At 72.9% G+C, this 23,007-nt stretch carries 16 protein-coding genes and 2 pseudogenes; 14 read left to right on the forward strand and 4 right to left on the reverse strand.

Annotation, left to right across the window (positions count from 1 at the left end; all coding sequences use genetic code 11):
* Positions 1–124: 124 nt before the first annotated feature.
* The 5 genes from D1J63_RS04960 to D1J63_RS04980 all read left to right on the forward strand — a co-directional run bounded on the left by D1J63_RS04960 (position 125) and on the right by D1J63_RS04980 (position 6,769).
* A complete protein-coding gene (locus D1J63_RS04960) occupies positions 125–919 on the forward strand; it encodes an IclR family transcriptional regulator (RefSeq protein WP_125627894.1) in 795 nt (264 codons plus the stop codon).
* A 31-nt stretch (positions 920–950) separates the two neighbouring features.
* Positions 951–2,162, forward strand: a complete 1,212-nt coding sequence (locus tag D1J63_RS04965; RefSeq protein ID WP_125627895.1) for a histidine kinase — start codon at positions 951–953, stop codon at positions 2,160–2,162.
* Positions 2,159–2,827, forward strand: coding sequence for a response regulator transcription factor (locus tag D1J63_RS04970; protein WP_102928800.1), 669 nt, complete (start codon positions 2,159–2,161; stop codon positions 2,825–2,827). Before D1J63_RS04965 ends, D1J63_RS04970 begins: the two co-directional genes overlap by 4 nt.
* Positions 2,828–2,961: 134 nt before the next feature.
* Positions 2,962–5,073 carry an MMPL family transporter gene (locus D1J63_RS04975; RefSeq protein ID WP_125627896.1) on the forward strand — a complete coding sequence of 704 codons (2,112 nt, stop codon included), beginning with the start codon at positions 2,962–2,964 and terminating at the stop codon, positions 5,071–5,073.
* A gap of 295 nt (positions 5,074–5,368) precedes the next feature.
* Positions 5,369–6,769, forward strand: coding sequence for a glycoside hydrolase family 16 protein (locus D1J63_RS04980; RefSeq protein ID WP_125627897.1), 1,401 nt, complete (start codon positions 5,369–5,371; stop codon positions 6,767–6,769).
* A gap of 79 nt (positions 6,770–6,848) precedes the next feature.
* On the opposite strand, the gene D1J63_RS04985 is transcribed toward D1J63_RS04980, so the two are convergent.
* Positions 6,849–7,778: an AraC family transcriptional regulator gene (locus D1J63_RS04985; protein WP_125627898.1), complete on the reverse strand. Its 930-nt coding sequence runs from the start codon at positions 7,776–7,778 to the stop codon at positions 6,849–6,851.
* A 157-nt stretch (positions 7,779–7,935) separates the two neighbouring features.
* Here D1J63_RS04985 and tkt point away from each other — a divergent pair, with 157 nt between their 5' ends.
* The 8 genes from tkt (at position 7,936) to D1J63_RS05025 (ending at position 19,325) form a co-directional block, all read left to right on the forward strand.
* Positions 7,936–10,020, forward strand: a complete 2,085-nt coding sequence (gene tkt, locus D1J63_RS04990) for a transketolase (protein ID WP_125627899.1) — start codon at positions 7,936–7,938, stop codon at positions 10,018–10,020.
* A gap of 42 nt (positions 10,021–10,062) precedes the next feature.
* Complete coding sequence (gene tal, locus D1J63_RS04995) at positions 10,063–11,208, forward strand: transaldolase (RefSeq protein WP_125627900.1); 1,146 nt, start codon at positions 10,063–10,065, stop codon at positions 11,206–11,208.
* Positions 11,205–12,974: a glucose-6-phosphate dehydrogenase gene (gene zwf, locus D1J63_RS05000; RefSeq protein WP_125627901.1), complete on the forward strand. Its 1,770-nt coding sequence runs from the start codon at positions 11,205–11,207 to the stop codon at positions 12,972–12,974. The genes tal and zwf overlap by 4 nt, the downstream gene beginning before the upstream one ends.
* The gene (opcA, locus tag D1J63_RS05005) at positions 12,971–13,906 is read left to right on the forward strand and encodes a glucose-6-phosphate dehydrogenase assembly protein OpcA (protein WP_054101838.1); all 936 of its coding nucleotides are present in this window, start codon (positions 12,971–12,973) and stop codon (positions 13,904–13,906) included. Before zwf ends, opcA begins: the two co-directional genes overlap by 4 nt.
* Positions 13,899–15,551 (forward strand): glucose-6-phosphate isomerase, encoded by a 1,653-nt coding sequence (gene pgi / locus D1J63_RS05010; protein ID WP_125627902.1) that lies wholly within the window; start codon positions 13,899–13,901, stop codon positions 15,549–15,551. Before opcA ends, pgi begins: the two co-directional genes overlap by 8 nt.
* Position 15,552: 1 nt before the next feature.
* Entirely contained in the window at positions 15,553–16,434 is an 882-nt protein-coding gene (gene gnd, locus D1J63_RS05015) for a phosphogluconate dehydrogenase (NAD(+)-dependent, decarboxylating) (RefSeq protein WP_102929518.1), read from the forward strand.
* A 56-nt stretch (positions 16,435–16,490) separates the two neighbouring features.
* The gene (locus tag D1J63_RS05020; protein WP_125627903.1) at positions 16,491–17,969 is read left to right on the forward strand and encodes a membrane-associated oxidoreductase; all 1,479 of its coding nucleotides are present in this window, start codon (positions 16,491–16,493) and stop codon (positions 17,967–17,969) included.
* A 123-nt stretch (positions 17,970–18,092) separates the two neighbouring features.
* Positions 18,093–19,325 carry a serine hydrolase domain-containing protein gene (locus D1J63_RS05025; protein WP_125635205.1) on the forward strand — a complete coding sequence of 411 codons (1,233 nt, stop codon included), beginning with the start codon at positions 18,093–18,095 and terminating at the stop codon, positions 19,323–19,325.
* Between the two features lie 19 nt (positions 19,326–19,344).
* On the opposite strand, the gene ribA is transcribed toward D1J63_RS05025, so the two are convergent.
* Positions 19,345–20,007, reverse strand: a complete 663-nt coding sequence (gene ribA / locus D1J63_RS05030; RefSeq protein ID WP_125627904.1) for a GTP cyclohydrolase II — start codon at positions 20,005–20,007, stop codon at positions 19,345–19,347.
* Between the two features lie 82 nt (positions 20,008–20,089).
* On the opposite strand from ribA, the gene D1J63_RS05035 reads away from it, so the two are divergent.
* A complete protein-coding gene (locus tag D1J63_RS05035; protein WP_164713152.1) occupies positions 20,090–20,848 on the forward strand; it encodes a creatininase family protein in 759 nt (252 codons plus the stop codon).
* A gap of 214 nt (positions 20,849–21,062) precedes the next feature.
* On the opposite strand, the pseudogene D1J63_RS05040 reads toward D1J63_RS05035, so the two are convergent.
* Together D1J63_RS05040 and D1J63_RS05045 are read right to left on the reverse strand one after the other, a co-directional pair.
* Positions 21,063–22,097 (reverse strand): annotated as a pseudogene (locus D1J63_RS05040) (lysylphosphatidylglycerol synthase transmembrane domain-containing protein); the annotation flags it as partial.
* Positions 22,094–22,924 (reverse strand): annotated as a pseudogene (locus tag D1J63_RS05045) (class I SAM-dependent methyltransferase); the annotation flags it as partial. The pseudogenes D1J63_RS05040 and D1J63_RS05045, both read right to left, overlap by 4 nt.
* Positions 22,925–23,007: the final 83 nt, after the last annotated feature.

Raw genomic sequence — 23,007 nt, forward strand, 5'->3', positions numbered from 1 at the left:
CACCCTTCCGTCACCGAGCCGCGCCTTTCCGCCTGGCGCCGATCATGGCACGGCCGGGCGGCTGCCCGCGTGCACCCGCGCCTCCCTCTGTCCAGGGCCGGACGGGCGCCCTACCCTCGGCCCGGTGACGGCGCCCACCTCCCCCACCGCCCCCGACCGGCTGCTCTCCGTGCTCGCCGCGTTCGACCACGCGCACCCGGCCCTGTCCCTGACGGACATCAGCCGCCGGGCCGGGCTGAGCCTGACCACCGCGCACCGGCTGGTGGGCGCCCTGACCCGGTGGGGCGCCCTGGAGCGGGACGCGTCCGGCGTCTACCACGTCGGCCTGCGGCTGTGGGAGGTCGCCGCACTCGCCCCGCGCGGTCTCGCGCTGCGGCAGGTCGCCCTGCCCTTCCTGGAGGACCTGTACGAGGCGACCCACGAGAACGTGCAGCTCGCGGTACGGGACGGCAGCGAGGTCGTCTACATCGAGTGGCTGGCGGCGCGGTCGTCCGTCGGCGTGCACATCCGCGTCGGCGCCCGCTGGCCGCTGCACGCCACCGGGGTGGGACTCGCGCTGCTCGCGCACGGCGCACCGGAGTTCCAGGAGGCGTACCGCACCGGCCCGCTCGCCTCCTTCACCCCGCACACGATCACCGACCCCGGACGGCTGCGCCGGGTACTGGCCGAAGTCCGGCGCACCGGCGCGGCAGTGAGCGACCGTCAGGTCACCGACGACGCCCTGTCGGTGGCCGCCCCGGTGCACGGCAGGGACGGCACGGTGACGGCGGCCGTGTCGGTCGTCGTGCCGTACGCGGGAGCCCGGGTGCCGACGCTGGTCCCGGCGGTACGGCTGGCCGCGCGCGGCATCTCCCGGGCGCTGGGCTGGCGCCCCGAAATCCCTCTCGCCGGTGAGGACGGGCACCCGCACGGCTGTTGATACTGGGACGGCCCTTCCCCCAGGAGCCGCCATGCCCGACCGGTCCCCGCTCGCCCCCGTCGTCGCACGGCTGCGCACGACCAACCCGTACGCCGTGGACGCCACCGTCGCGGCGCTGGCACTGTTCGCCGTCTCGTTGCAGTGGCTGTTCCCGGACGAGGGGGACGACCCCCTGTCCTGGCGGGGCTGGCTGCTCGGCGCGGCGACCGCCGTGCCCCTGGTGTGGCGGCGTGCGGCGCCCTTCGCGACCGCCTGTGCCGTGTCGGTGGCCACCCCGGCCCAGGCGCTGTACCACGCGCCGCCCCCCGACCTGATGTACGGCGGCTTCGTCGTCCTCTACACGCTGGCCGCGCTCGCGCGTCCCTGGCAGCGGCGGGTGATGCTGGCGGGCTGGCTGATCGGGGTCGCCACCACCATCAGTCACCGGGAGGACGCCGAGCCGTTCGAGTACGCCTTCCAGTTGCTGAGCATCGTGTGCGCGTACGCGTTCGGCTCGCTCAGCCGCAGCCGGCGCGCCTACACCGCCGAACTGGAGGACCGGGCGCGGCGGCTGGAGCGGGAGCGGGCCGCCGACACCGCGCGGGCCACGGCGCGCGAACGCGCCCGTATCGCCCGCGACATGCACGACATCCTGGCGCACGCGGTCAGCCTGATGGTGGTGCAGGCGGAGGCCGGGCCGGTCGTCGTGCGCAGTGATCCGGCGCGCGCGGAGGCCGCGTTCGACGCCATCGCGACCGCGGGGCGGGACGCGATGACCCAGCTTCGGCGCATCCTCGGGGTGCTGAAGGAGGAGGAGCGGGAGTCGGGGCCGCGGCGGCTGCCCCAGCCGGGCCTGGCCGCGCTGCCGGGGCTGGTCCGCCTGGTCGGCGAATCGACCGGTCTGCGGGCGGAGTTGAAGATGTCGGGCGAGCCGCGCCCACTTCCCCCGGACACCGAGGTGGCCGCCTACCGCATCGTGCAGGAGGCCCTCACCAACACGGTGAAACACGCGTACGCTTCCTGCGCGGCGGTCGCACTCGACTGGGCGGAGGACGCGGTGACCCTGACGGTGACGGACGACGGACGGGGGCCGTCGGCACCGGGCGACGCACCCGGCGTGGGCGGGCACGGGCTGATCGGCATCCGGGAGCGGGCCGCCGCCTGCGGGGGCCAGGCCGTCGCCAGCGGCGGACCGGACGGCGGCTTCCGGGTCGTCGTACGCCTGCCCGTCGTCGCGGCGGGCCGGCCGGCGGCGCTCGGGTGAGCATCCGGGTGGTCGTGGCCGACGACCAGGAGCTGGTGCGCAGCGGGTTCACCATGATCCTTCAGGCGCAGCCCGACATCGAGGTGGTCGCCGAGGCCGGGGACGGAGCGGAGGCGGTCGCCGCGGTCGAACGGCACGCGCCGGACGTACTGCTCCTGGACATCCGCATGCCGGTCATGGACGGTCTCGACGCGGCCCGGCGGGTGTGCGCGGGCTCCGCCTGCAAGGTCGTCATGCTGACCACGTTCGACCTGGACGAGTACGTGTACGAGGCCCTGTACGCGGGCGCCAGCGGCTTCCTGCTCAAGGACGTGCGCCGGGACGACCTGGTGCACGCGGTACGGGTGGTCGCGGCCGGCGACTCGCTGCTCGCCCCGGCGGTGACGCGCCGGCTGGTCGCGGACATCGTGCGGCGCCGGCACGAGGAGGCCGCGGCCGACGTCACCCCGCGGCGCCTGGAGGTGCTGACCGCGCGCGAGGTCGAGACGCTGCGGCTGCTGGCGCGGGGGCTGTCCAACTCCGAGATCGCCACGACGCTGTTCGTGAGCGAGCACACGGTCAAGACGCATGTCAGCAACGTGCTGAGCAAGCTCGGTCTCAGGGACCGGGTGCAGGCGGTCATCTGCGCGTACGAGACCGGTCTGGTGGCTCCCGGCTCCCCCTGACGGGTGAGGCGGCGGGCGTTCTCCCCCGCACGGGCGAGTCCGCGAACCGCTCCTGTCGGCGATCCGGCGGACCGCCCGCGGCCCGACTCTGGTGGCGACGACGCAAGTTCGAAGCCCGACCGCCGGGAGGGACCGTGCTGTCCACACTCGCCCGGGCGGCGACCCGCCGCCCCTTGACCGTGATGCTCCTGTGGGGCCTCTTCCTGCTGCTCGGCTTCGGCCTCGGCACGGGCGTCTTCGGGAAGCTCTCCGACGACGTGCCCGACGTCCCGGGCACCGAGTCGCAGGTCGCCGCCGAACACCTGGACGGCCTGGACCCGGCGGGCGACTCGATCACCGGCGTGGTCGAGGCCACCGCCGTCGCGGACCCCGCCGTGCGCGCCGAGGTGCGGCGGGCCGTGGCCGACCTGCGGGACGTCGCGGGCGTCGCCGAGGTGCCCGACCCCTATGCCACGCCCGGGCTGGTCGCCGAGGACGGACGGGCGCTGATCGTCTCCGTCACCCTGGAGGGCGGACTCGACGACGACGCCGAGGAGTCGGCGGTGGACGACGCGTCCGCCCGGCTGCACGGGATCGCCGCGAGCGAGGTGTCCGGGGTCCATGTCAGCGGCGGACCGCTGCTGGGGCAGCAGCTCGGCGAGCGGGCCCAGGAGGACGTGAAGAACGCGGAGTTGATCTCACTGCCGGTGGTGCTGGTGCTGCTGCTCGTCGTGTTCGGGGGGCTGCGCGCGGCCGGGCTGCCGCTGCTGGTGGCGGTCGCCGGGATCGCGGGCGCGTTCCTCGCGCTGTTCGGCTTCAGCCGGTTCACGGACATCTCCGTGTACGCGATCCAGGTCACCACGATGCTGGGGCTCGGTCTTGCGGTGGACTACGCGCTACTGATGCTGGTCCGCTTCCGGGAGGAGCGGCGGCACACCCCGGACGTGGTCGAGGCCGTGCACCGCACGGTCGCGGCGGCCGGGCGGACCGTGCTGTTCTCGGGGCTGACCGTGGCCGTGAGCCTGGCCGGGCTGCTGGTCTTCCCGAGCACGTTCCTGCGCAGCATGGGGCTCGCGGTGGCCGCGGTGGTCGTCGTCGACATGCTGGCCGCGCTGACGCTGCTGCCGGCGCTGCTGGCCCGGTTCGGCGGCCGTATCCCCCCGGCGAAGGCGCGGCCGGAGGAGGAGGGCCGGATCTTCGCCCGCCTCGCCCGCTTCGCCGCCCGGCGGCGGGTGGCCGTCCTCGCGGTGGCCGTCCCGGCGCTACTGGTGGTGGCGCTGCCCGTCACCGGCCTGACCATCAACCTCGGGGACGCGCGGCAGCTCCCGAAGAGCACCGAGGCCCGGCAGTTGTACGACGCCGTCGAGGCGCACTTCCCGCCGGGCACCGGCGTCTCACCGGTCACGGTGGTCCTGCGGCCCGGCACCGACGCCGCTACGGCCGACCGCATCCGCGCCCTCGCCCCGGGCACCGTCGACCGGGACCTGGCCGGTGGCACGCGGGTGCTCGAACTGCCCGCGGGAGGGCCGGCCGACGGCCCCGCGGCCACCGAACTCGTCGAGCGGGTACGGGACCTGCGGGGCGACGCGCCCGTGCAAGTCACGGGCGGCGCGGCCCAGCTCGTCGACTTCCGGCAGATGCTCGCCGACCGCGCGCCCTGGGCGGCGCTGACCGTCCTGGCGGGGATCTTCGTGCTGCTGTTCGCGTTCACCGGGTCGGTGCTGCTGCCGCTGCGCACCGTCGCGACCACGCTGCTCAGCCTCGGGGCCGCGCTGGGCGCGGTGGTGTGGGTGTTCCAGGACGGCCATCTCGCCGGGCTGATCGGCGCGGAGGGGCTGGGCGCGCTGAGCCTGACGGCGCCTCCGCTGATCATCGCCATCGCCTTCGGACTGGCCATGGACTACGAGCTGTTCATCCTGGCCCGGATGCGGGAGGCCCGGGAGCGGACCGGGGACGACCGGGAGGCCGTGGTGAGCGGCCTGCGCCGTTCCGGCCGGGTGGTGACCTGCGCGGCGCTGCTCCTCGCGGTGGTGTTCGGCGCCTTCATGACGGGCGGCTTCTCCCCGATCCTGCAGATCGGGCTCGGCCTCACCCTGGCGGTGCTGATCGACGCCACCGTCGTCCGGATGCTGCTGGTACCGGCCACGATGGCGCTGCTCGGCCGCCGCGCCTGGTGGGCGCCGAAGCCGCTGCGCCGGGTGCACGACCGGTTCGGGGTGCGCGAGGAGACCGCCGTCCCGGCTCCGCCGCGGCCCGTGGCGCGCTGAGGCACCGGGCACCCGGGCCGGCCGTGGTCCTCCCCGACGGGGGTGGGGAGGACCACGGCCGAGGCGCGCGGGCGGGAGGCACACCCACGCCCGGCACTTTCGTGACGTTCACGACGTTCACGGGCTGAACTCCGCGGCCCGGTAAGGACTTTCTCGGCTTCACCTCTTGACGACGGCGGCGACCGGGAGCACATTGGCCGCACTCTGAGAGCGCTCTCAGAATCAGCACCTCCTCCCCTCGGAGCGCACTCGGGGCGCACCGCTTCCCACTCCCGCATCGAGAGGCGACCCCCACATGAGTCAGACATCCGGCAACCCGCCCAGACGCCGGCCGCTGCGCCGGGCGCTGGTGGCCGTCGTCGGCACGCTCGGTCTCGCCGCGGCGGCGACGGCCGTGACGGGTCCGTCGGCGGGCGCGGCCGTGCCTCCGCCCCCGTCCGGCTGGACGCAGGTCTTCGCCGACGACTTCGACGGCGCGGCGGGCTCCGGCGTGAACACCGCGAACTGGCAGTACGACACCGGCACGTCGTATCCCGGCGGGCCCGCCAACTGGGGCACCGGCGAGATCGAGACGATGACCTCCTCCCCGAGCAACGTCTCGCTGGACGGCAACGGCAACCTGCGCATCACCCCGCAGCGCGACGGCGCCGGCAACTGGACCTCGGGCCGCATCGAGACCAGGCGCGCCGACTTCGAGCCCCCGGCCGGCGGCAAGCTGCGCGTGGAGGCCCGCATCCAGGTCCCGAACGTCACCGGGGCGGCGGCCAAGGGCTACTGGCCGGCGTTCTGGATGCTCGGCTCGCCCTATCGGGGCAACTACTGGAACTGGCCCGGCGTCGGCGAGATCGACATCATGGAGAACACCCAGGGCCTCAACACGGTCTGGTCCACGCTGCACTGCGGCACCTCTCCCGGCGGCCCCTGCAACGAGACCAGCGGCATCGGCGGCAACACCCCGTGTCCCGGCGCCACCTGCCAGGCGGGCTTCCACACCTACCGGATGGAGTGGGACCGCTCGACGAGCGTCGACGAGATCCGCTTCTACGTCGACGGCAACAACTTCCACACCGTCCGCGAGAACCAGGTCGACGCGACGACGTGGGCGAACGCCACCGACCACGGCTACTTCATCATCCTGAACGTCGCGATGGGCGGCGGCTTCCCGGACGCCTTCGGCGGCGGCCCGGACGGCGGCACCCAGCCCGGCCACTCGATGCTCGTGGACTACGTCCAGGTGCTGTCGGCCGGTGGGAGCGGTACCACGCCGCCGCCGACCGGCGGTGACCGCGACGCGTACAGCGCCATCGAGGCGGAGTCGTACGACGCCCAGTCCGGCACCATGACCGAGGGCACCTCCGACTCGGGCGGCGGGAGCAACCTCGGCGCCCTCGCGAACGGCGACTGGGCGCAGTACAAGGGCGTGAAGTTCGGTTCGAGCGCGGCGACCCAGTTCAAGGCCCGGGTGGCGAGCGGTGCGGGCGCCGGGGTCAGCGGTCTGGTCGAGGTGCGCCTGGACAGCCGCAGCAGCACGCCGATCGGCAGCTTCGCGGTGGGCAATACGGGCGGCTGGCAGTCCTGGCGCACGATCCCGGCGAACATCGCCTCGGTGACGGGCACCCACGACGTGTACCTCACGTTCACCAGCGGCCAGCCCGCCGACTTCGTGAACGTGAACTGGTTCGCCTTCGGCCACTGAGCCGCGACCGACCCCCCGCAGGAGAGGCGAAGGGGCTCCACGCACCGTGGGGCCCCTTCGTCGTGCCGTGCGGCGTTCCTCAGCGCAGTTCCGCCCGGAAGGCCGCCGGGGTCTGCTCCGTGTGCTGCTGGAAGAACTTGGAGAAGTTCGCCGCGTCCGGGAAGCCGACCGCCGCGCCGACCCGGCCGATCGGCATCTCGGTGTGGGCGAGGAGCCGCTTGGCCTCCAGGACGACGCGCTTGTCGATGAACCCCTTGGGTGTCTCGCCGGTGGCGGCGCGCACCGCGCGCACGAGGGTGCGGCGGGAGTAACCGAGCGCGTCGGCGTAGGCGCTGACACTGTGATTGATGGCGAAGCCCCGCTCCACGGCGTCCCGGAAGAGGGTGAAGGTGCTGTCCCCCGGCGGGTCCGCCCGCCCCTGCCGCGCGGCACTCGCGGAGCTGGCCGCGAGGTGCGCGAGGCGAAGCAGGAACGCGGAGAGCGTGTGGCGCAGCACGGCGGTGTGCAGGCTCAGCGGGAGCGTGGTCGCGTCCTCGTACTCGCGCCGCAACTGGTCGAGCGCCGCCGTCAGTCCGGCGAGGCGCGCCTCGTCCGGGTGGAGCAGGGGCGGCAGGTCGTAGCGGTAGAGGCCGGTGGCCTCGACGGTGGCGCGGGGCAGGAAGCCGGGCTGCATGGTGAGCACCGTTCCGCGGTACTCGCTCTCCGGCGCGAAGCGGTGGACCTGGCCGGGACGGATCCACAGCAGATCGCCGGCCGACGCCTCGTACTCGGCGAAGTCGATCATGTGACGGACCGGGCCGCCCGTGAAGAGCATGACGATGTGGAAGTCGATGCGGTGGACGCGGTGCAGCGGGGCGTGCGCGTGCCAGGTGCGACCGTCCCCCATGGGCCCGACCTGCATACCGACACCGAGGAGGCTGAGATCGACCGGGAAGGGGAACGTCCTGATCCCGTCACCGCCGTCGGCGCCTCGGCCGTCGCCACCGTCTTGGATGTTTTCGTCCGCCATGTCCGTCTCGTGCCGTCCCACCCGTACGCCCCGCGATCGGGGCGTGTCCCAGTTTCACCACAGGCTGACACACCACGACCTTCACTCTCAAAAGTCAGACTTTTAAGTTTGAACGCGTCAGACCAGCCACTTCGCTCCGACAGAGGATTTCTTGAAGATGAGCACGCAGACAACGGACGGCGCGGACCGCTTCGAATGGACCGAACTCGACCGGCGTGCCGTCGACACCGCCCGGGTCCTCGCGGCCGACGCCGTGCAGAAGGTGGGCAACGGCCACCCGGGCACGGCGATGGCGCTCGCCCCGGCCGCGTACACGATCTTTCAGAAGATGATGCGGCACGACCCCGCCGATCCCGAGTGGACCGGCCGTGACCGCTTCGTCCTCTCCCCCGGCCACACCTCGCTGACCCTCTACACCCAGCTCTTCCTCGCCGGGTACGAGGTGGAGCTGGACGACCTCAAGGCCTTCCGCACGCACGGCTCGAAGACGCCGGGCCACCCCGAGTACGGGCACACGGCCGGCGTGGAGACCACGACCGGTCCGCTGGGCCAGGGTGTGGCCAACGCGGTGGGCATGGCGATGGCCGCCCGCTACGAGCGCGGCCTGTTCGACCCGCAGGCGCCGGAGGGCGAGTCGCCCTTCGACCACACGATCTGGGCGATCGTCAGCGACGGCGACCTCCAGGAGGGCGTCTCCGCCGAGGCGTCCTCGCTCGCCGGTCACCAAAAGCTCGGCAATCTGGTCTTCCTCTACGACGACAACCACATCTCGATCGAGGGCGACACCGTGACCGCGTTCTCCGAGGACGTGCTGAAGCGCTACGAGGCGTACGGCTGGCACACGCAGCGCATCGAGCCCGCCGAGAACGGCGACGTGGACGTGCACGCGCTGCACGCGGCGCTGACGGCGGCGAGGGCCGAGACCGGGCGCCCGTCCATCATCGCGATGCGCACGATCATCGCCTGGCCCGCCCCGAACGCCCGGAACACCGAGGCCTCCCACGGCTCCGCCCTCGGCGCGGAGGAGGTCGCCGCGACCAAGCGCGTCCTCGGCTTCGACCCGGAGAAGTCCTTCGAGGTCGCCGACGAGGTCCTCGCCCACACCCGCCGGGCCCTGGACCGGGGCGCCGAGGCGCACGCGGCCTGGGACAAGCGGATCGCCGCCTGGCGCGACGCCGCCCCCGAGCGCGCCGCGCTCTTCGACCGCGTGGTCGCCGGCCGGCTGCCCGAGGGCTGGGAGGACACCCTGCCGGTGTTCGAGACCGGCAGGGCGGTCGCGACCCGGGCCGCGTCCGGCAAGGTCCTCCAGGCGCTCGGCCCGGTGCTGCCCGAACTGTGGGGCGGCTCCGCGGACCTGGCCGGTTCGAACAACACCACCATCGACAAGACGTCGTCCTTCCTCCCGGCCGGCAACCCGCTCCCCGAGGCCGACCCGTACGGCCGCACCGTCCACTTCGGCATCCGCGAGTTCTCCATGGCCGCCGAGATGAACGGCATCGCCCTGCACGGCAACACCCGGATCTACGGCGGCACCTTCCTGGTCTTCTCCGACTACATGCGCAACGCGGTCCGCATGTCCGCGCTGATGCATCTGCCGGTGACCTACGTGTGGACGCACGACTCCATCGGTCTCGGCGAGGACGGCCCGACCCACCAGCCCGTCGAGCACCTGGCCGCCCTGCGCGCCATCCCCGGCCTCAATGTCGTCCGCCCGGCCGACGCCAACGAGACCGCGACCGTGTGGGCGGAGATCCTCCGCCGCCACTCCACCCACCCGGCGCCGCACGGCCTCGCCCTCACCCGCCAGGGCGTGCCGACCTACGCGCCGAACCCGGACGCGGCGCGCGGCGGCTACGTCCTCGCCGACGCCGCCTCCGGCACCCCGGACGTCGTACTGATCGCCACCGGCTCCGAGGTGCAGCTCGCGATGGCGGCCCGGGAGGCGCTGGAGGCCGAGGGCACCGCCACCCGGGTGGTGTCGATGCCGTCCGTGGAGTGGTTCGAGGAGCAGCCCCGCGCCTACCGCGAGAGCGTGCTGCCGCCGTCCGTGCGGGCCCGGGTGGCCGTGGAGGCCGGGATCGGCCTGACCTGGCACAAGTACGTCGGGGACGCGGGCCGCATCGTCTCCCTGGAGCACTTCGGCGCCTCCGCCGACGCGAAGACCCTGTTCACCGAGTTCGGCTTCACCGCCGACCACGTGGCCGCCGCCGCCAGGGAATCCCTGGCCGCCGCCCGCGGCTGATCACACCGGATTCCCTCCCCGATCCGATCGCAGAAAGAGAAGATGATCACTGTGACCGAAGCAACCGCCCCCGCGGGAGCACTGCAGCGCCTGGCCGACCAGGGGGTGTCCGTGTGGCTGGACGACCTGTCGCGGCGGCGGATCGAGTCCGGCAACCTCGCCGAGCTGATCCGGACGAAGCACGTCGTCGGCGTCACCACCAACCCGTCGATCTTCCAGGCCGCCATAGGCTCCGGCGAAGGCTACGAGGAGCAGCTCGCCGACCTCGCCACCCGGGGCGTCACCGTCGACGAGGCGGTCCGCATGATGACCACCGCCGACGTCCGCGCCGCCGCCGACGTGCTGCGCGAGGTGTACGACGCCACCGGCGGCCGGGACGGCCGGGTCTCCATCGAGGTCGACCCGCGCCTCGCCCACGACACCCGGGCCACGGTCGCCGAGGCCAAGCAGCTGGCCTGGCTGGTCGACCGCCCCAACGTGATGATCAAGATCCCGGCGACCAAGGCCGGTCTCCCGGCGATCACCGAGGTCGTCGGCGCCGGCATCAGCGTCAACGTCACGCTGATCTTCTCCCTGGAGCGGTACCGCGAGGTCATGGACGCCTACCTCGCCGGCCTGGAGCGGGCGCAGGCGGCCGGGATCGACCTGGCCGGCATCCACTCGGTCGCGTCCTTCTTCGTCTCCCGCGTCGACAGCGAGATCGACAAGCGTCTGTCGCTGCTGGGCACGGACGAGGCGCTCGGCCTGCGCGGAAAGGCCGCGCTGGCGAACGCGCGGCTGGCCTACGAGGCGTACGAGAACGTCTTCGCGGGCGACCGTTTCACCGCCCTCGCGGGGGCCCGCGCCAACCCCCAGCGTCCCCTGTGGGCGTCGACCGGGGTGAAGGACCCGGCATTCCGGGACACCCTGTACGTGGAGGAGCTGGTCGCTCCCGGCACCGTGAACACGATGCCGGAGGCCACCCTGGACGCCACCGCCGATCACGGCGAGGTCCGGGGCGACACGGTCACCGGCGGGTACGCCCAGGCCCGGGCCGACCTCGCGGCGGTGGAGCGGCTCGGCGTGTCGTACGACGAGGTGGTGGAGCAGTTGGAGCGAGAGGGCGTGGCGAAGTTCGAGGCGGCCTGGGACGACCTGCTCGCCGCCGTGACGAAGTCCCTCGACAGCAAGGGAGTTGACGGGGAATGAGCGAGGAGCTTCCCGCTGGGGCGCCCCAGGAGACCAAGGCGACGAAGGAAGCCAAGGAGACCCGGACGGCCCAGGAGGCGGCGGGCCCGCTGCACGCCGAGGAGGCCGAGGAGGCGCGCGCCGCCGGGACGGCGAAGGCGTCCGGGCGGGCGAAGGCTCCCCGGGGCGCGAAGAAGTCCGCGACGGACCGCGCCGCCAAGGGGGCGAAGGGCAAGGGGGAGGGCGTCGAGCCGGTGGCACCGCTCGACTGGAGCAACCCGCTGCGTGATCCCCAGGACCGCCGTCTGCCCCGGATCGCGGGCCCCTCCGGGCTGGTCATCTTCGGCGTCACGGGCGACCTGTCCCGCCGCAAGCTGATGCCGGCCGTGTACGACCTGGCCAACCGCGGCCTGCTGCCGCCGGGCTTCTCGCTGGTCGGCTTCGCCCGCCGGGACTGGGAGGACCAGGACTTCGCCCAGGTGGTGCACGACGCGGTCAAGGAGCACGCGCGCACGCCGTTCCGCGAGGAGGTCTGGCAGCAGCTCTCCGAGGGCATGCGGTTCATCCCCGGCGACTTCGACGACGACAACGCGTTCGAACAGCTGCGCAAGGCCGTCGAGGAGCTGGACGCCTCCCGCGGCACCAGCGGCAACTACGCCTTCTACCTCTCCGTGCCGCCGAAGTTCTTCCCGAAGGTCGTCCAGCAGCTCAAGAAGCACGGCCTGACCGACGCGCCGGACGGCTCCTGGCGCCGCGCGGTGATCGAGAAGCCGTTCGGCCACGACCTGGACAGCGCCCGCGACCTGAACGCGCTGGTCCACGAGGTGTTCGATCCGGAACAGGTCTTCCGCATCGACCACTACCTGGGCAAGGAGACCGTCCAGAACATCCTGGCGCTGCGCTTCGCCAACCAGATGTACGAGCCGATCTGGAACCGGTCCTACGTGGACCACGTGCAGATCACGATGGCCGAGGACATCGGCATCGGCGGCCGGGCCGGCTACTACGACGGCATCGGCGCCGCCCGCGACGTCATCCAGAACCACCTGCTCCAGCTGATGGCGCTGACCGCCATGGAGGAGCCCGCCGCCTTCGACGCGCGTTCGCTGCTCACCGAGAAGCTGAAGGTGCTGCGCGCCGTGCGGCTGCCCGACGATCTGGGCGAGCACACGGTGCGCGGGCAGTACGCGGGCGGCTGGCAGGGCGGCGCGCAGGTGCCCGGCTATCTGGAGGAGGAGGGCATCGACCCGGCCTCCACCACCGACACCTACGCGGCGATCAAGCTGGGCATCGACAACCGCCGCTGGGCGGGCGTCCCCTTCTACCTGCGCACCGGCAAGCGCCTGGGCCGCCGGGTCACGGAGATCGCGGTCGTCTTCCAGCGGGCCCCGCACTCCCCCTTCGACTCCACCGCCACGGAGGAGCTGGGCGAGAACGCGATCGTCATCCGCGTCCAGCCCGACGAGGGCATGACGGTGCGCTTCGGTTCCAAGGTGCCGGGCACGTCGATGGAGATCCGGGACGTGTCGATGGACTTCGCCTACGGCGAGTCCTTCACGGAGTCCAGCCCGGAGGCGTACGAACGGCTGATCCTGGACGTCCTTCTGGGTGACGCCAACCTGTTCCCGCGCCACCAGGAGGTGGAAGAGTCCTGGCGGATCCTCGACCCGATCGAGGAGTACTGGGCCTCGCACGACAAGCCCGCGCAGTACGCGTCGGGCGGCTGGGGGCCCCGGGAGGCGGACGAGATGCTCGCACGAGACGGACGGAGCTGGCGCAGGCCATGAGGATCGACCTGACCGACACCACGGCAAGCAAGATCAACAAGGCGTTGGTGCAGGGCCGCCGGGCCATCGGCACCCCGGCCGTGGGCATGGTGCTCACGCTGGTCATCGTCACGGACGAGGAGAACGCCTACGACGCGATCAAGGCCGCCGAGGAGGCCTCGCACGAGCACCCCTCGCGCACCCTGGTCGTCATCAAGCGCCACCCCCGCAACCTGCGCGACCGCACCCGCTCCCACCTCGACGCCGAGGTCCGGGTCGGCTCCGAGGCCGGCACCGGCGAGACCGTCGTCCTGCGCATGTACGGCGAGGTGTCCGAGCACGCCGACTCGGTGGTGCTGCCGCTGCTGCTGCCGGACGCGCCGGTGGTCGTGTGGTGGCCGGTGGAGGCGCCGGACAACCCGGCGAAGGACCCGCTGGGCGCGCTCGCCCAGCGCCGGATCACCGACCTGTACACGGTGGAGCGGCCGATGGAGGTGCTGGAGCGCCGGGTGCGCGCCTACGCGCCCGGCGACACCGACCTCGCCTGGACCCGGCTGACGCTGTGGCGCTCGATGCTGGCCGCGGCCCTGGACCAGGCCCGGGTGCCGGTGACCTCCGCGGTCGTGGAGGCCGAGGCGGACAACCCGGCCGCCGAGCTGCTGGCCCGCTGGCTGGAGGCCCGCCTGGGCGTCCGCGTGGACCGCGTGATCACCGACGGGCCGGTCGTCACGGCCGTCCGCCTGGGCACGGCGAACGGCGAGATCGTCGTCGACCGCCCGGAGGGCCCGCTCGCCACGATGACCCTCCCCGGGCAGCCCCCGCGCTCCGTCGCCCTGAAGGTGCGCCCCACCTCCGAACTGATCGCCGAGGAGCTCAGGCGCCTCGACGCCGACGAGATGTACGCCGTCGCCCTGCGCGGCGAGGCCGGCAAGGAGACCCCCGTTCATGTCTGACACCCCCAAGCTCAACCAGCGCCCCCAGTGGACCGCGCTCGCGGACCACGCCAAGGGCGCGCTGCCCCACCCGGACCTGCGCGAGCTGTTCGACCGGGACCCCGGGCGGGCCGAGCGGTACGTCGTGCGCGTCGGTGACCTGCGCATCGACTACTCGAAGCATCTGGTCACCGACGAGACGCTGGGCCTGTTGCAGGAACTGGCCGCCGCGACCGATGTGTTCGGGCTGCGCGACGCGATGTTCCGCGGTGAGCGCATCAACCTCACCGAGGACCGGGCGGTCCTGCACACCGCGCTGCGGGCGCCGCGGGACGCGGTGATCGAGGTCGACGGCGAGAACGTCGTCCCCAAGGTCCACGCCGTGCTGGACAAGATGGCCGGCTTCGCCGACCGGGTCCGCTCCGGCGAGTGGACCGGCCACACCGGCAGGCGCATCAAGAACGTCGTCAACATCGGCATCGGCGGCTCCGACCTGGGCCCCGCGATGGCCTACGAGGCGCTGCGGGCCTTCACCGACCGCTCGCTGACCCTGCGCTTCGTGTCCAACGTGGACGGCGCCGACCTGCACGAGGCGGTCCGGGACCTGGACCCGGCCGAGACCCTGTTCGTCATCGCCTCCAAGACCTTCACCACCATCGAGACGATCACCAACGCCACCTCGGCCCGTTCCTGGCTGCTGGACGGCCTCGGGGGCGAGGAGAAGGCGGTCGCGAAGCACTTCGTGGCGCTGTCGACGAACGCCGACAAGGTCGCGGACTTCGGCATCGACACGGCCAACATGTTCGAGTTCTGGGACTGGGTCGGCGGCCGCTACTCCTTCGACTCGGCCATCGGCCTGTCCCTGATGATCGCCGTCGGCCCGGACCGCTTCCGGGAGATGCTCGACGGGTTCCGCATCGTCGACGAACACTTCCGCAACGCCGAGCCCCGGGCCAACGCACCCCTGATCCTGGGCCTGCTGGGCGTCTGGTACGGCGACTTCCTGGACGCGCAGTCGCACGCGGTGCTGCCGTACTCGCACTACCTGTCGAAGTTCACCGCCTACCTCCAGCAGCTGGACATGGAGTCCAACGGCAAGTCCGTGGACCGGGACGGGAACCCGGTGCAGTGGCAGACCGGGCCGGTGGTATGGGGCACGCCCGGCACCAACGGGCAGCACGCCTACTACCAGCTGATCCACCAGGGCACGAAGCTGATCCCGGCGGACTTCATCGGCTTCGCCCGCCCGGTGGCCGAGCTGAGCGACGAACTCAAGGCCCAGCACGACCTGCTGATGGCCAACTTCTTCGCCCAGACCCAGGCCCTCGCCTTCGGCAAGACCCCCGACGAGGTCCGCGCCGAGGGCGTGCCCGAGGAACTGGTCCCGCACAAGACCTTCCGCGGCAACCACCCCACCACGACGATCCTGGCCGCCGAACTGACCCCGTCCGTCCTCGGCCAGCTCATCGCACTCTACGAGCACAAGGTCTTCGTCCAGGGCGCGATCTGGAACATCGACTCCTTCGACCAGTGGGGCGTCGAACTCGGCAAGGTCCTCGCCAAGCGCGTCGAACCCGCCCTCACCCAGGGGACGGAAGTCCCCGGCCTGGACGCCTCCACCAAGACACTGGTCGCCGCCTACCGTGAACTGAAGGAAGTGCACTGACATGGAGATCGGTCTCGTTGGTCTCGGCAAGATGGGCGGCAACATGCGCGAGCGTCTGCGCAACGCCGGCCACACCGTCGTCGGATACGACACCAATCCCGAACGGGCCGACGTGGACAGCCTGGTCGAGCTCGTCGACCGGCTGGAGCGGCCGCGCGCGGTCTGGGTGATGGTCCCGGCCGGCGGCGCCACCCAGCACGTCATCGACCAGCTGGCCACGCTGCTCAAGCCCGGGGACACCGTCATCGACGGCGGCAACTCCCGCTGGACGGACGACGAGAAGCACGCCGAGGAGCTGGGCAAGCGCGGCATCAACTTCGTCGACGCGGGCGTCTCGGGCGGCGTGTGGGGACTGAAGAACGGCTACGCCCTGATGGTCGGCGGCGACAAGGAGACCGTCGACGACCTCAAGCCGATCTTCGACGCCCTCAAGCCCGACGGCCCCTACGGCTACGTCCACGCGGGCAAGGTCGGCGCCGGGCACTTCTCCAAGATGGTCCACAACGGCATCGAGTACGCCATGATGCAGGCCTACGCCGAGGGCTGGGAACTGCTGGAGAAGGTCGACTCCGTGGACAATGTCCGCGAGGTCTTCCGCTCCTGGCAGGAGGGCACGGTCATCCGGTCCTGGCTGCTCGACCTGGCGGTCAACGCCCTGGACGAGGACCACCACCTGGAGAAGCTGCGCGGGTACGCGGACGACTCCGGCGAGGGCCGCTGGACGGTCGAGGCGGCGATCGACAACGCGGTGCCGCTGCCCGCGATCACGGCCTCCCTCTTCGCCCGGTTCGCGTCCCGCCAGGACGACTCGCCGCAGATGAAGATGATCGCCGCGCTGCGCAACCAGTTCGGCGGGCATGCCGTGGAGTCGGCCAAGAAGTAGGCGACGCCCAGGACGCGTTGACGTGATCGGCCGGTTCGGGTCAGAGTCCCTCCCTGATGGAGATCAACGACCTGACACCGGCCGAGTCGCGTCTTTGGCGGGCGTTCGCCTCGGGCACCGACGTGGACTTCCGTGCCGACGGCCCCACCGCGGCGGACTCCGACGACCCCGCCGGCGGCGGCACCTGGGGGCCCGAACGGACCGTGCGCGCGAGCGTGCTGCGCTCCCTGCTCCTGGACGGGCCGCGGGAGGAGGGCCGGGTCGCCGCGCTCAGTCTCGCCGGGGCGCGCGTCACCGGGCGGCTGGACCTTCAGTACGCGACGGTCGACCACCCCGTGCGCCTGCGGCACTGCCACTTCGACGAGGCACCCAGGTTCTACGGGGCCCGGCTGCGTGAGCTGAACCTGAGCGAGTCCGTGCTGCCCGGGCTGATCTCGCACGCGGTGCGGGTGGAGGGCGTACTGCGGCTGACCCGGGCCCGGTTCGACGGCATGGTGCGGCTCGCGGGGGCGGAGATCACGGGCAGCCTGTACCTGGAGGGCACCCGCATCGAGGCACCGGACGCCGAGGGCCCGGTGCTCCAGCTCAACCAGGCCGTGTTGGGCGCCGACCTGTGGGCGCCGGGGCTCAGCACCCGCGGGCCGGTGCGGCTCACCGGCGCCTCCGTCACGGGCACGGTGAACCTCCGGGACGCCCGACTCGACGCCGCCGGCGGCACCGCCCTGGATGCGCAGAGCCTCGTCGTCGGCTCCGGCGTCGGCGCCGCGTGCCTGCGCGCCCGCGGCCGGGTCGACTTCCGCGGCGCCCGCGTCCCGGGGACCCTCGACCTGCTGCACGCGAGCCTGTCATCGACGGGCGGCACCGCGCTGCGCGCGAGCAGCTGCGTCATCGGCGAGCTGTGGCTGCGGCGCGGCGACCGGATCGAGGGCGCCCTCAACCTTCGGCGCTCCCAGATCGACCTGCTCACCCTCGACACCGGGAAACTGCCGTCCGAGGTGTATCTCGGCGACCTCACCTACACCGCCCTCGCCCCGCACGAACCCGCCGAGCGACGGCTGCCCATGCTGGAGCGCGACGGCGACGGTTTCGTACCGTATGCCTATGAGCAGTTGACCGCCTCCTACCGGCGGATCGGCGACGACGACGCGGCGCGCCTGGTGCAACTGGCCAAGCAGCGCCGACGGCGGCGCACCCTGCCCTGGTACGGGCGCCTGTGGGGGCACCTGCAGGACGTCGCCGTCGGCTACGGCTTCCGTCCGCTGCGCGCGGGCGGCTGGCTGCTGTCGCTGCTCGCGGTCGGCTCGGTCGCGTACGGCCTGCACCACCCACCGCCGCTCAAACCGGCCGAGGCCCCGGACTTCAACCCGGTGTTCTACACGCTGGACCTGCTGCTGCCGGTGATCTCCTTCGGTCAGGAGAGCGCCTTCGCGCCCGAGGGCGGGTACCAGACCCTGTCGTACGTCCTGATCCTCATGGGCTGGATCCTGGCCACCACCGTCGTCGCCGGTGTGACCCGCACCGTCAGCCGCCAGTGAAGTCGGCACCCGAGCGCCGGTCGCGAGCCGAAGCGTCTCGGGTTCCGGGTGCGCGCGTTCCGGGTGCGCGAGTGCGGGGTATGCCAGACCCACCCCGAAGAACGATCAAGGAGAGCGATGGCGATGCCACCCCTGCGGCAGGAGGTCGACGCGGGTGCGGCCGGGCTGGACCCCGAGGCACTGGACCGGCTCGACCGGCACTTCGCCCGGCAGGTCGACGAGGGACGACTGCCCGGGTTCCTGGTCGCCGTCGCGCGCGGCGGCCGTGTCGCCCATCTGACCGTGCACGGGCTGCGGGACGTCGCGGCCGGACTCCCGGTGACGGCCGACACGCTGTGGCGGATCTACTCCATGACCAAGCCGGTCACCGCGGTGGCCGTGCTGACCCTGGTGGAGGAGGGCCGGCTCTCGCTGGACGACCCCGTGGACCGGTATCTGCCGGCCTTCGCCGAGCCGCGCGTGTACGTCGAGGGAGGCGGGGCGGACGTCGTCACCCGGCCGGCCGCCGGACCGGTGCGCGTCCGGCACCTGATGACCCACACGGCGGGGCTGACGTTCGGCTTCTACCACGCCCACCCCGTCGACGCGCTGTACCGGGCGGCCGGTGTGGAGTCGTCGGTGCGGCCGGGCGCGGGCCTCGCGGAGACCGTCGATCTGTACGCCTCCCTGCCGCTCCAGTTCGAGCCGGGCACGCAGTGGAACTACTCGGTGGCCAGCAATGTCCTGGGACGCCTGGTGGAGGTGGTCTCCGGGCAGCCGTTCGACGCGTTCTGCGCCGAGCGGATCTTCGGCCCGCTCGGCATGACGGACACCGGCTTCCACGTCACCGACGAACAGGCCGGCCGACTGGCCGAGCTGTACGGCGAGACGGACGACGGCGGCATCGAGCCGGTCCCCGGCCTGCCGCTGCGGGGCGGCCGGCCACGGTTCCTGTCGGGCAGCGGCGGCCTGGCCTCCTCGGCGTACGACGTGCACCGCTTCGCGGAACTGCTGCGGCGCCGGGGCGAACTCGACGGCGTCCGCCTGCTCTCCCCCGCGACGGTGGACCTGATGACCCGCAACCACCTGCCCGGCAACGCCGACCTGCGCGCCTTCGGCAGCCGCCCGGCGCACGACCGGCCCGGCAACGACGGGGTCGGCTTCGGCCTCGGCGTCTCCGTGGTGATCGACCCGGACCGCACCCAGGCGCCCTCCGGGCTCGGCACGTACGGCTGGAGCGGGGTGGCGACGACGACGTTCTGGGTCGACCCGGGCCGTGACCTGACGGTGCAGTTCCTGACCCAGGTGCGCCCGAAGTCCTCGCACACGGTCTACCCGGACCTCAAGCGGCTGGTGGCCGCCGCCGTGACGGACTGACCACCCGCCGCTCCCCCGCTCAGGACGACAGGTGCGCCACCGCGTCGAGGTGGGGCAGGTGGTGGTCGAGCCGTTCCCGCTTGGTGCGCAGATAGGTGATGTTGCTCTCGCACGGCGGTATCAGCAGCGGCACCTGCTCGCTGACCTCGATGCCGTGCCGTACCAACGCCTCCCGCTTGCGCGGGTTGTTGGACATCAGGCGCACGGAACGCACCCCCAGGTCACCCAGGATGCGGGCGGCCACACCGTAGTCGCGGGCGTCCACCGGCAGGCCGAGCGCGAGGTTCGCCTCCACCGTGTCCAGGCCCTCCGCCTGCAACGCCATCGCGCGCAGCTTGGCGAGCAGTCCGATGCCGCGCCCCTCGTGCCCGCGCAGATAGACGACCACCCCGCTTCCCGAGGCGGCCACCTCCCGCAGCGCGGCGGCGAGTTGCGCGCCGCACTCGCAGTGCTGGGAGCCGAAGGCGTCGCCCGTGAGGCACTCGGAGTGCAGCCGGGTGAGCACACCGTCGGTGCCCGGCTCGCCGTGGACGAGGGCCACTTGCTCGTCACCGCGCTCGTGGTCGAAATAGCCGTACGCGCGGAATTCCCCGTACACGGTGGGCAACGGCGTCACGACCACCCGTTCCACGTCCGTCCGCTGCGACGTCTTCTTGCCGAGTACACCAATTTTTTCCGTCATGATTCTCGCGTTCCTCAACAGATCAACAGATGCTCTAATGGCTCAACAGTTTTTGTCGACCGAGACGAAAGGCCGTGCGGAAATGGATGTCTCACTGGTGCCGGCGGACACGACCGAGGACGTGCGCGGGCGGGGCGCCCGAGCGCCGCGTCAGGTGGCGGTGCTGCCGGTGGGGAGTTACGAGCAGCACGGGCCGTACCTCCCGCTGGCGACGGACACGCTCGTCGCGTGCGCCATCGTCCGCGAGATCGCCGCCGCGTACCCGGTGCACCCGCTCCCGCCGGTGACGATCGGCTGCTCGCACGAGCACGCGGACTGGCCGGGCACGGTCAGCATCTCCTCGACGACCCTGCACGCCGTGGTGCGCGACACGGCCGACTCGCTGCGCCGCTCGGGTGTCGACGCCCTGGTGGTGGTGAACGGCCACGGTGGCAATTACGTCCTGGGCAACGTCGTCCAGGAGGCCACCGCGCGCGGCGAGCGGATGGCGCTGTTCCCGGCCGCGGAGGACTGGGAGGAGGCGCGGGAGCGGGCGGGGGTGACCACCTCGCTGCTCACCGACATGCACGCGGGAGAAATCGAGACCTCCATTCTTCTGCACACACATCCCGAATTGGTCCGGCCCGGTTACGAGGCCGCCGATTTCGTCGCGGACGACCGGCGTCATCTGCTCTCCCTCGGTATGTCCGCCTATACCGATTCCGGTGTCATCGGGCGGCCGTCGCTGGGTTCGGCGGAAAAGGGGAAGGAACTGCTGGCGAGTCTGGCGGATTCCTTCGGGGCGTATTTCTCGGTCCTGACGGCGGCGGACGTGCCCCGGCAGGGGGGCGAGCGCGGGTAGGGCCCGTCGGGGTCCGGAGCGTGCCTCGGCGGGAGGCCGTCCGGCGCGGCGCGGGGGGCGAGGGCGTCGTCGGCGGGATGGGCGGGGGCGTCGCCGGGCGGGCGGTTGCCCCGTCGGCCGAGCGTGCGATTGTCGCGTCGGCTGGGCGGGCGGTTGTCCCGTCCGCCGTACCTGCGGCCGTACCTGCGGCCGTGGCTGCGGCTGCCGGCCCGGTACGCGTCCCGCCGTACCAGCGCGCGACGAGCACGACGGCGCCGGGCAGGCTCGCCACCAGGCTGAGCACCCCGTACACGGCGGCCACGCCCAGCCCGGTGCCGGCGCCGAGCCCGGCCGCGCCGAACGCCCAGGCGGTGACGCCCTCCCGAGGGCCCCAGCCGCCGACGTTCAGCGGCAGCGTCATGGCGAGCAGCGCGAGCACGGCCAGTGGGGTCAGTACGGAGGCGGAGGCGGCGCTGCCGGCCGCCCGCGCGGCGAGCAGGAACATCGCCAGGTAGCCGGCCAGGACGACGGCCGACGACAGCGCGACCCGCGGCAGGTTCCGCCGGGACAGCAGCGCTTCACGCGCTTCGGCGAGCATCGCCCGCGGGGCCCGCCCCTTGCGAGTGGGCCCCGAGGGCACCCGGTTCATGCGCAGGGCGAGGAGGACGGCGAGCGCCCCGACCAGGGCCATCCCCACGAGCGGCGCCGTGTGCCGGGCGCCGGCCCGCACCGGGGACGGCATGGTGAGCAGCACCACGACCGCGAGGAGGGTCAACGCGATCTGTCCGGCGACGCGTTCGAGGACGACGGACCGCACTCCGCGCCCCAGGTCTCCGGTGCTGCGCCCGTGCCGCACCGCGCGGTGCACGTCGCCGAGGACGCCGCCGGGGAGGGCGGCGTTGAGGAACAGCGCGCGGTAGTAGTCGGCAACGGCCGGGACGAGCGGCAGCCGGATGCGCAGCCCGCGGGCCACCAGGGCCCAACGCCAGGCGCTGCACACGGTGGTGACGAGCCCGATGCCGAGCGCCGCCAGGAGCGTGGGCGCGTCGATCCCGCGCAGCCCGCCCAGGAGGGGACCGGCCCCGGTCCGCCACAGGAGTACGCCGAGGATGGCGACGCCGGCGAGAGTCCCCAGGTGGGTGCGCAGGTGAGAGCGCAGGGCCCGGCGCCGGGGAGGTGCGTCGCCGTTGCCGCCGGTCGTCGTGGTGTCCCGGCGCGCGGCCGTCGGCACGGGGCCGGCGTCCGCCGCCACCGTCGTCGGTGTGCTCACGAGGACCCGCCCGTCGGCCGGCACAGCGCCAGTAGGTCGGTGTGATGGACGACGACGCGCAACTCCCCCGCCGCGCAGGCGGCGAGGCGCTCCTCCAGGTACCGGCCGGCCGGCTCGCGCAGTTCGGGTCGCTGTTCCACGGCCGCGCCGACCCAGCCCCGCAGCCACTGCTCGGCGAGCGCGGCCTCGCCCGGTCCCAGCCGCCAGGGGCTGGGGTGCGCCCGTACGGTGGCACCGTGCGCGGCGAAGGCCTCCGCCGCCGAGGTCACCGCGTCGGGACCGAGCAGGCCGGTGCGCCGCTGGTGGTCGTTGAACGCCTCGGTGATCTCGGCGTCCAAGGGGTGGGCGGGGGCGAGTTCGACCCGTCCGGCGACGGAGAGCGTCAGCAGGGCCGGGCAGCCGGCGGCGGCGCAGGCGGCGGCGAGGGTGCCCACCTCCTCGGCGGTGAGCACGTCCAGCAGCGCGGACGCCGTGACCAGTCCGGCGCCGGCCAGCGCGTCCGGCGTGAGACGGGCGAGATCACCGCGCCGGGTCTCGACGGTGACACGGCTCCCGTCCGCCGCCGAACGCGGGGCGCCGACGGCGGCGAAGTGCAGGAGGTAGGGGTCTCGGTCGTGGAGCACCCAGTGCTGGGCACCGTCGAGGAGCGGGGCGAGCCAGCGTCCCATCGAACCGGTGCCGCAGCCCAGGTCGTGCACGACCAGCCCGTCCGCCCGGCTCGGCAGGTTGGCGAGCCGGATGCGGAGCGGATCGAGCAGATCGTGCGCCCGCGCGGCGGCATCGGCGGGCTCACGGAGCCGCAGCCACGCGGGCGCGTATCGCGGCGGGCCGCCGGGGCGCCCTGGGCCGCCCGGGTCGGCGTCGACCGGGACGGCTTCGGTCGGGACGGCTTCGCGGAGACGGAGGGTGG

It is taken from the genome of Streptomyces sp. KPB2 (assembly GCF_003950055.1).
GTDB lineage: Bacteria > Actinomycetota > Actinomycetes > Streptomycetales > Streptomycetaceae > Streptomyces > Streptomyces salinarius.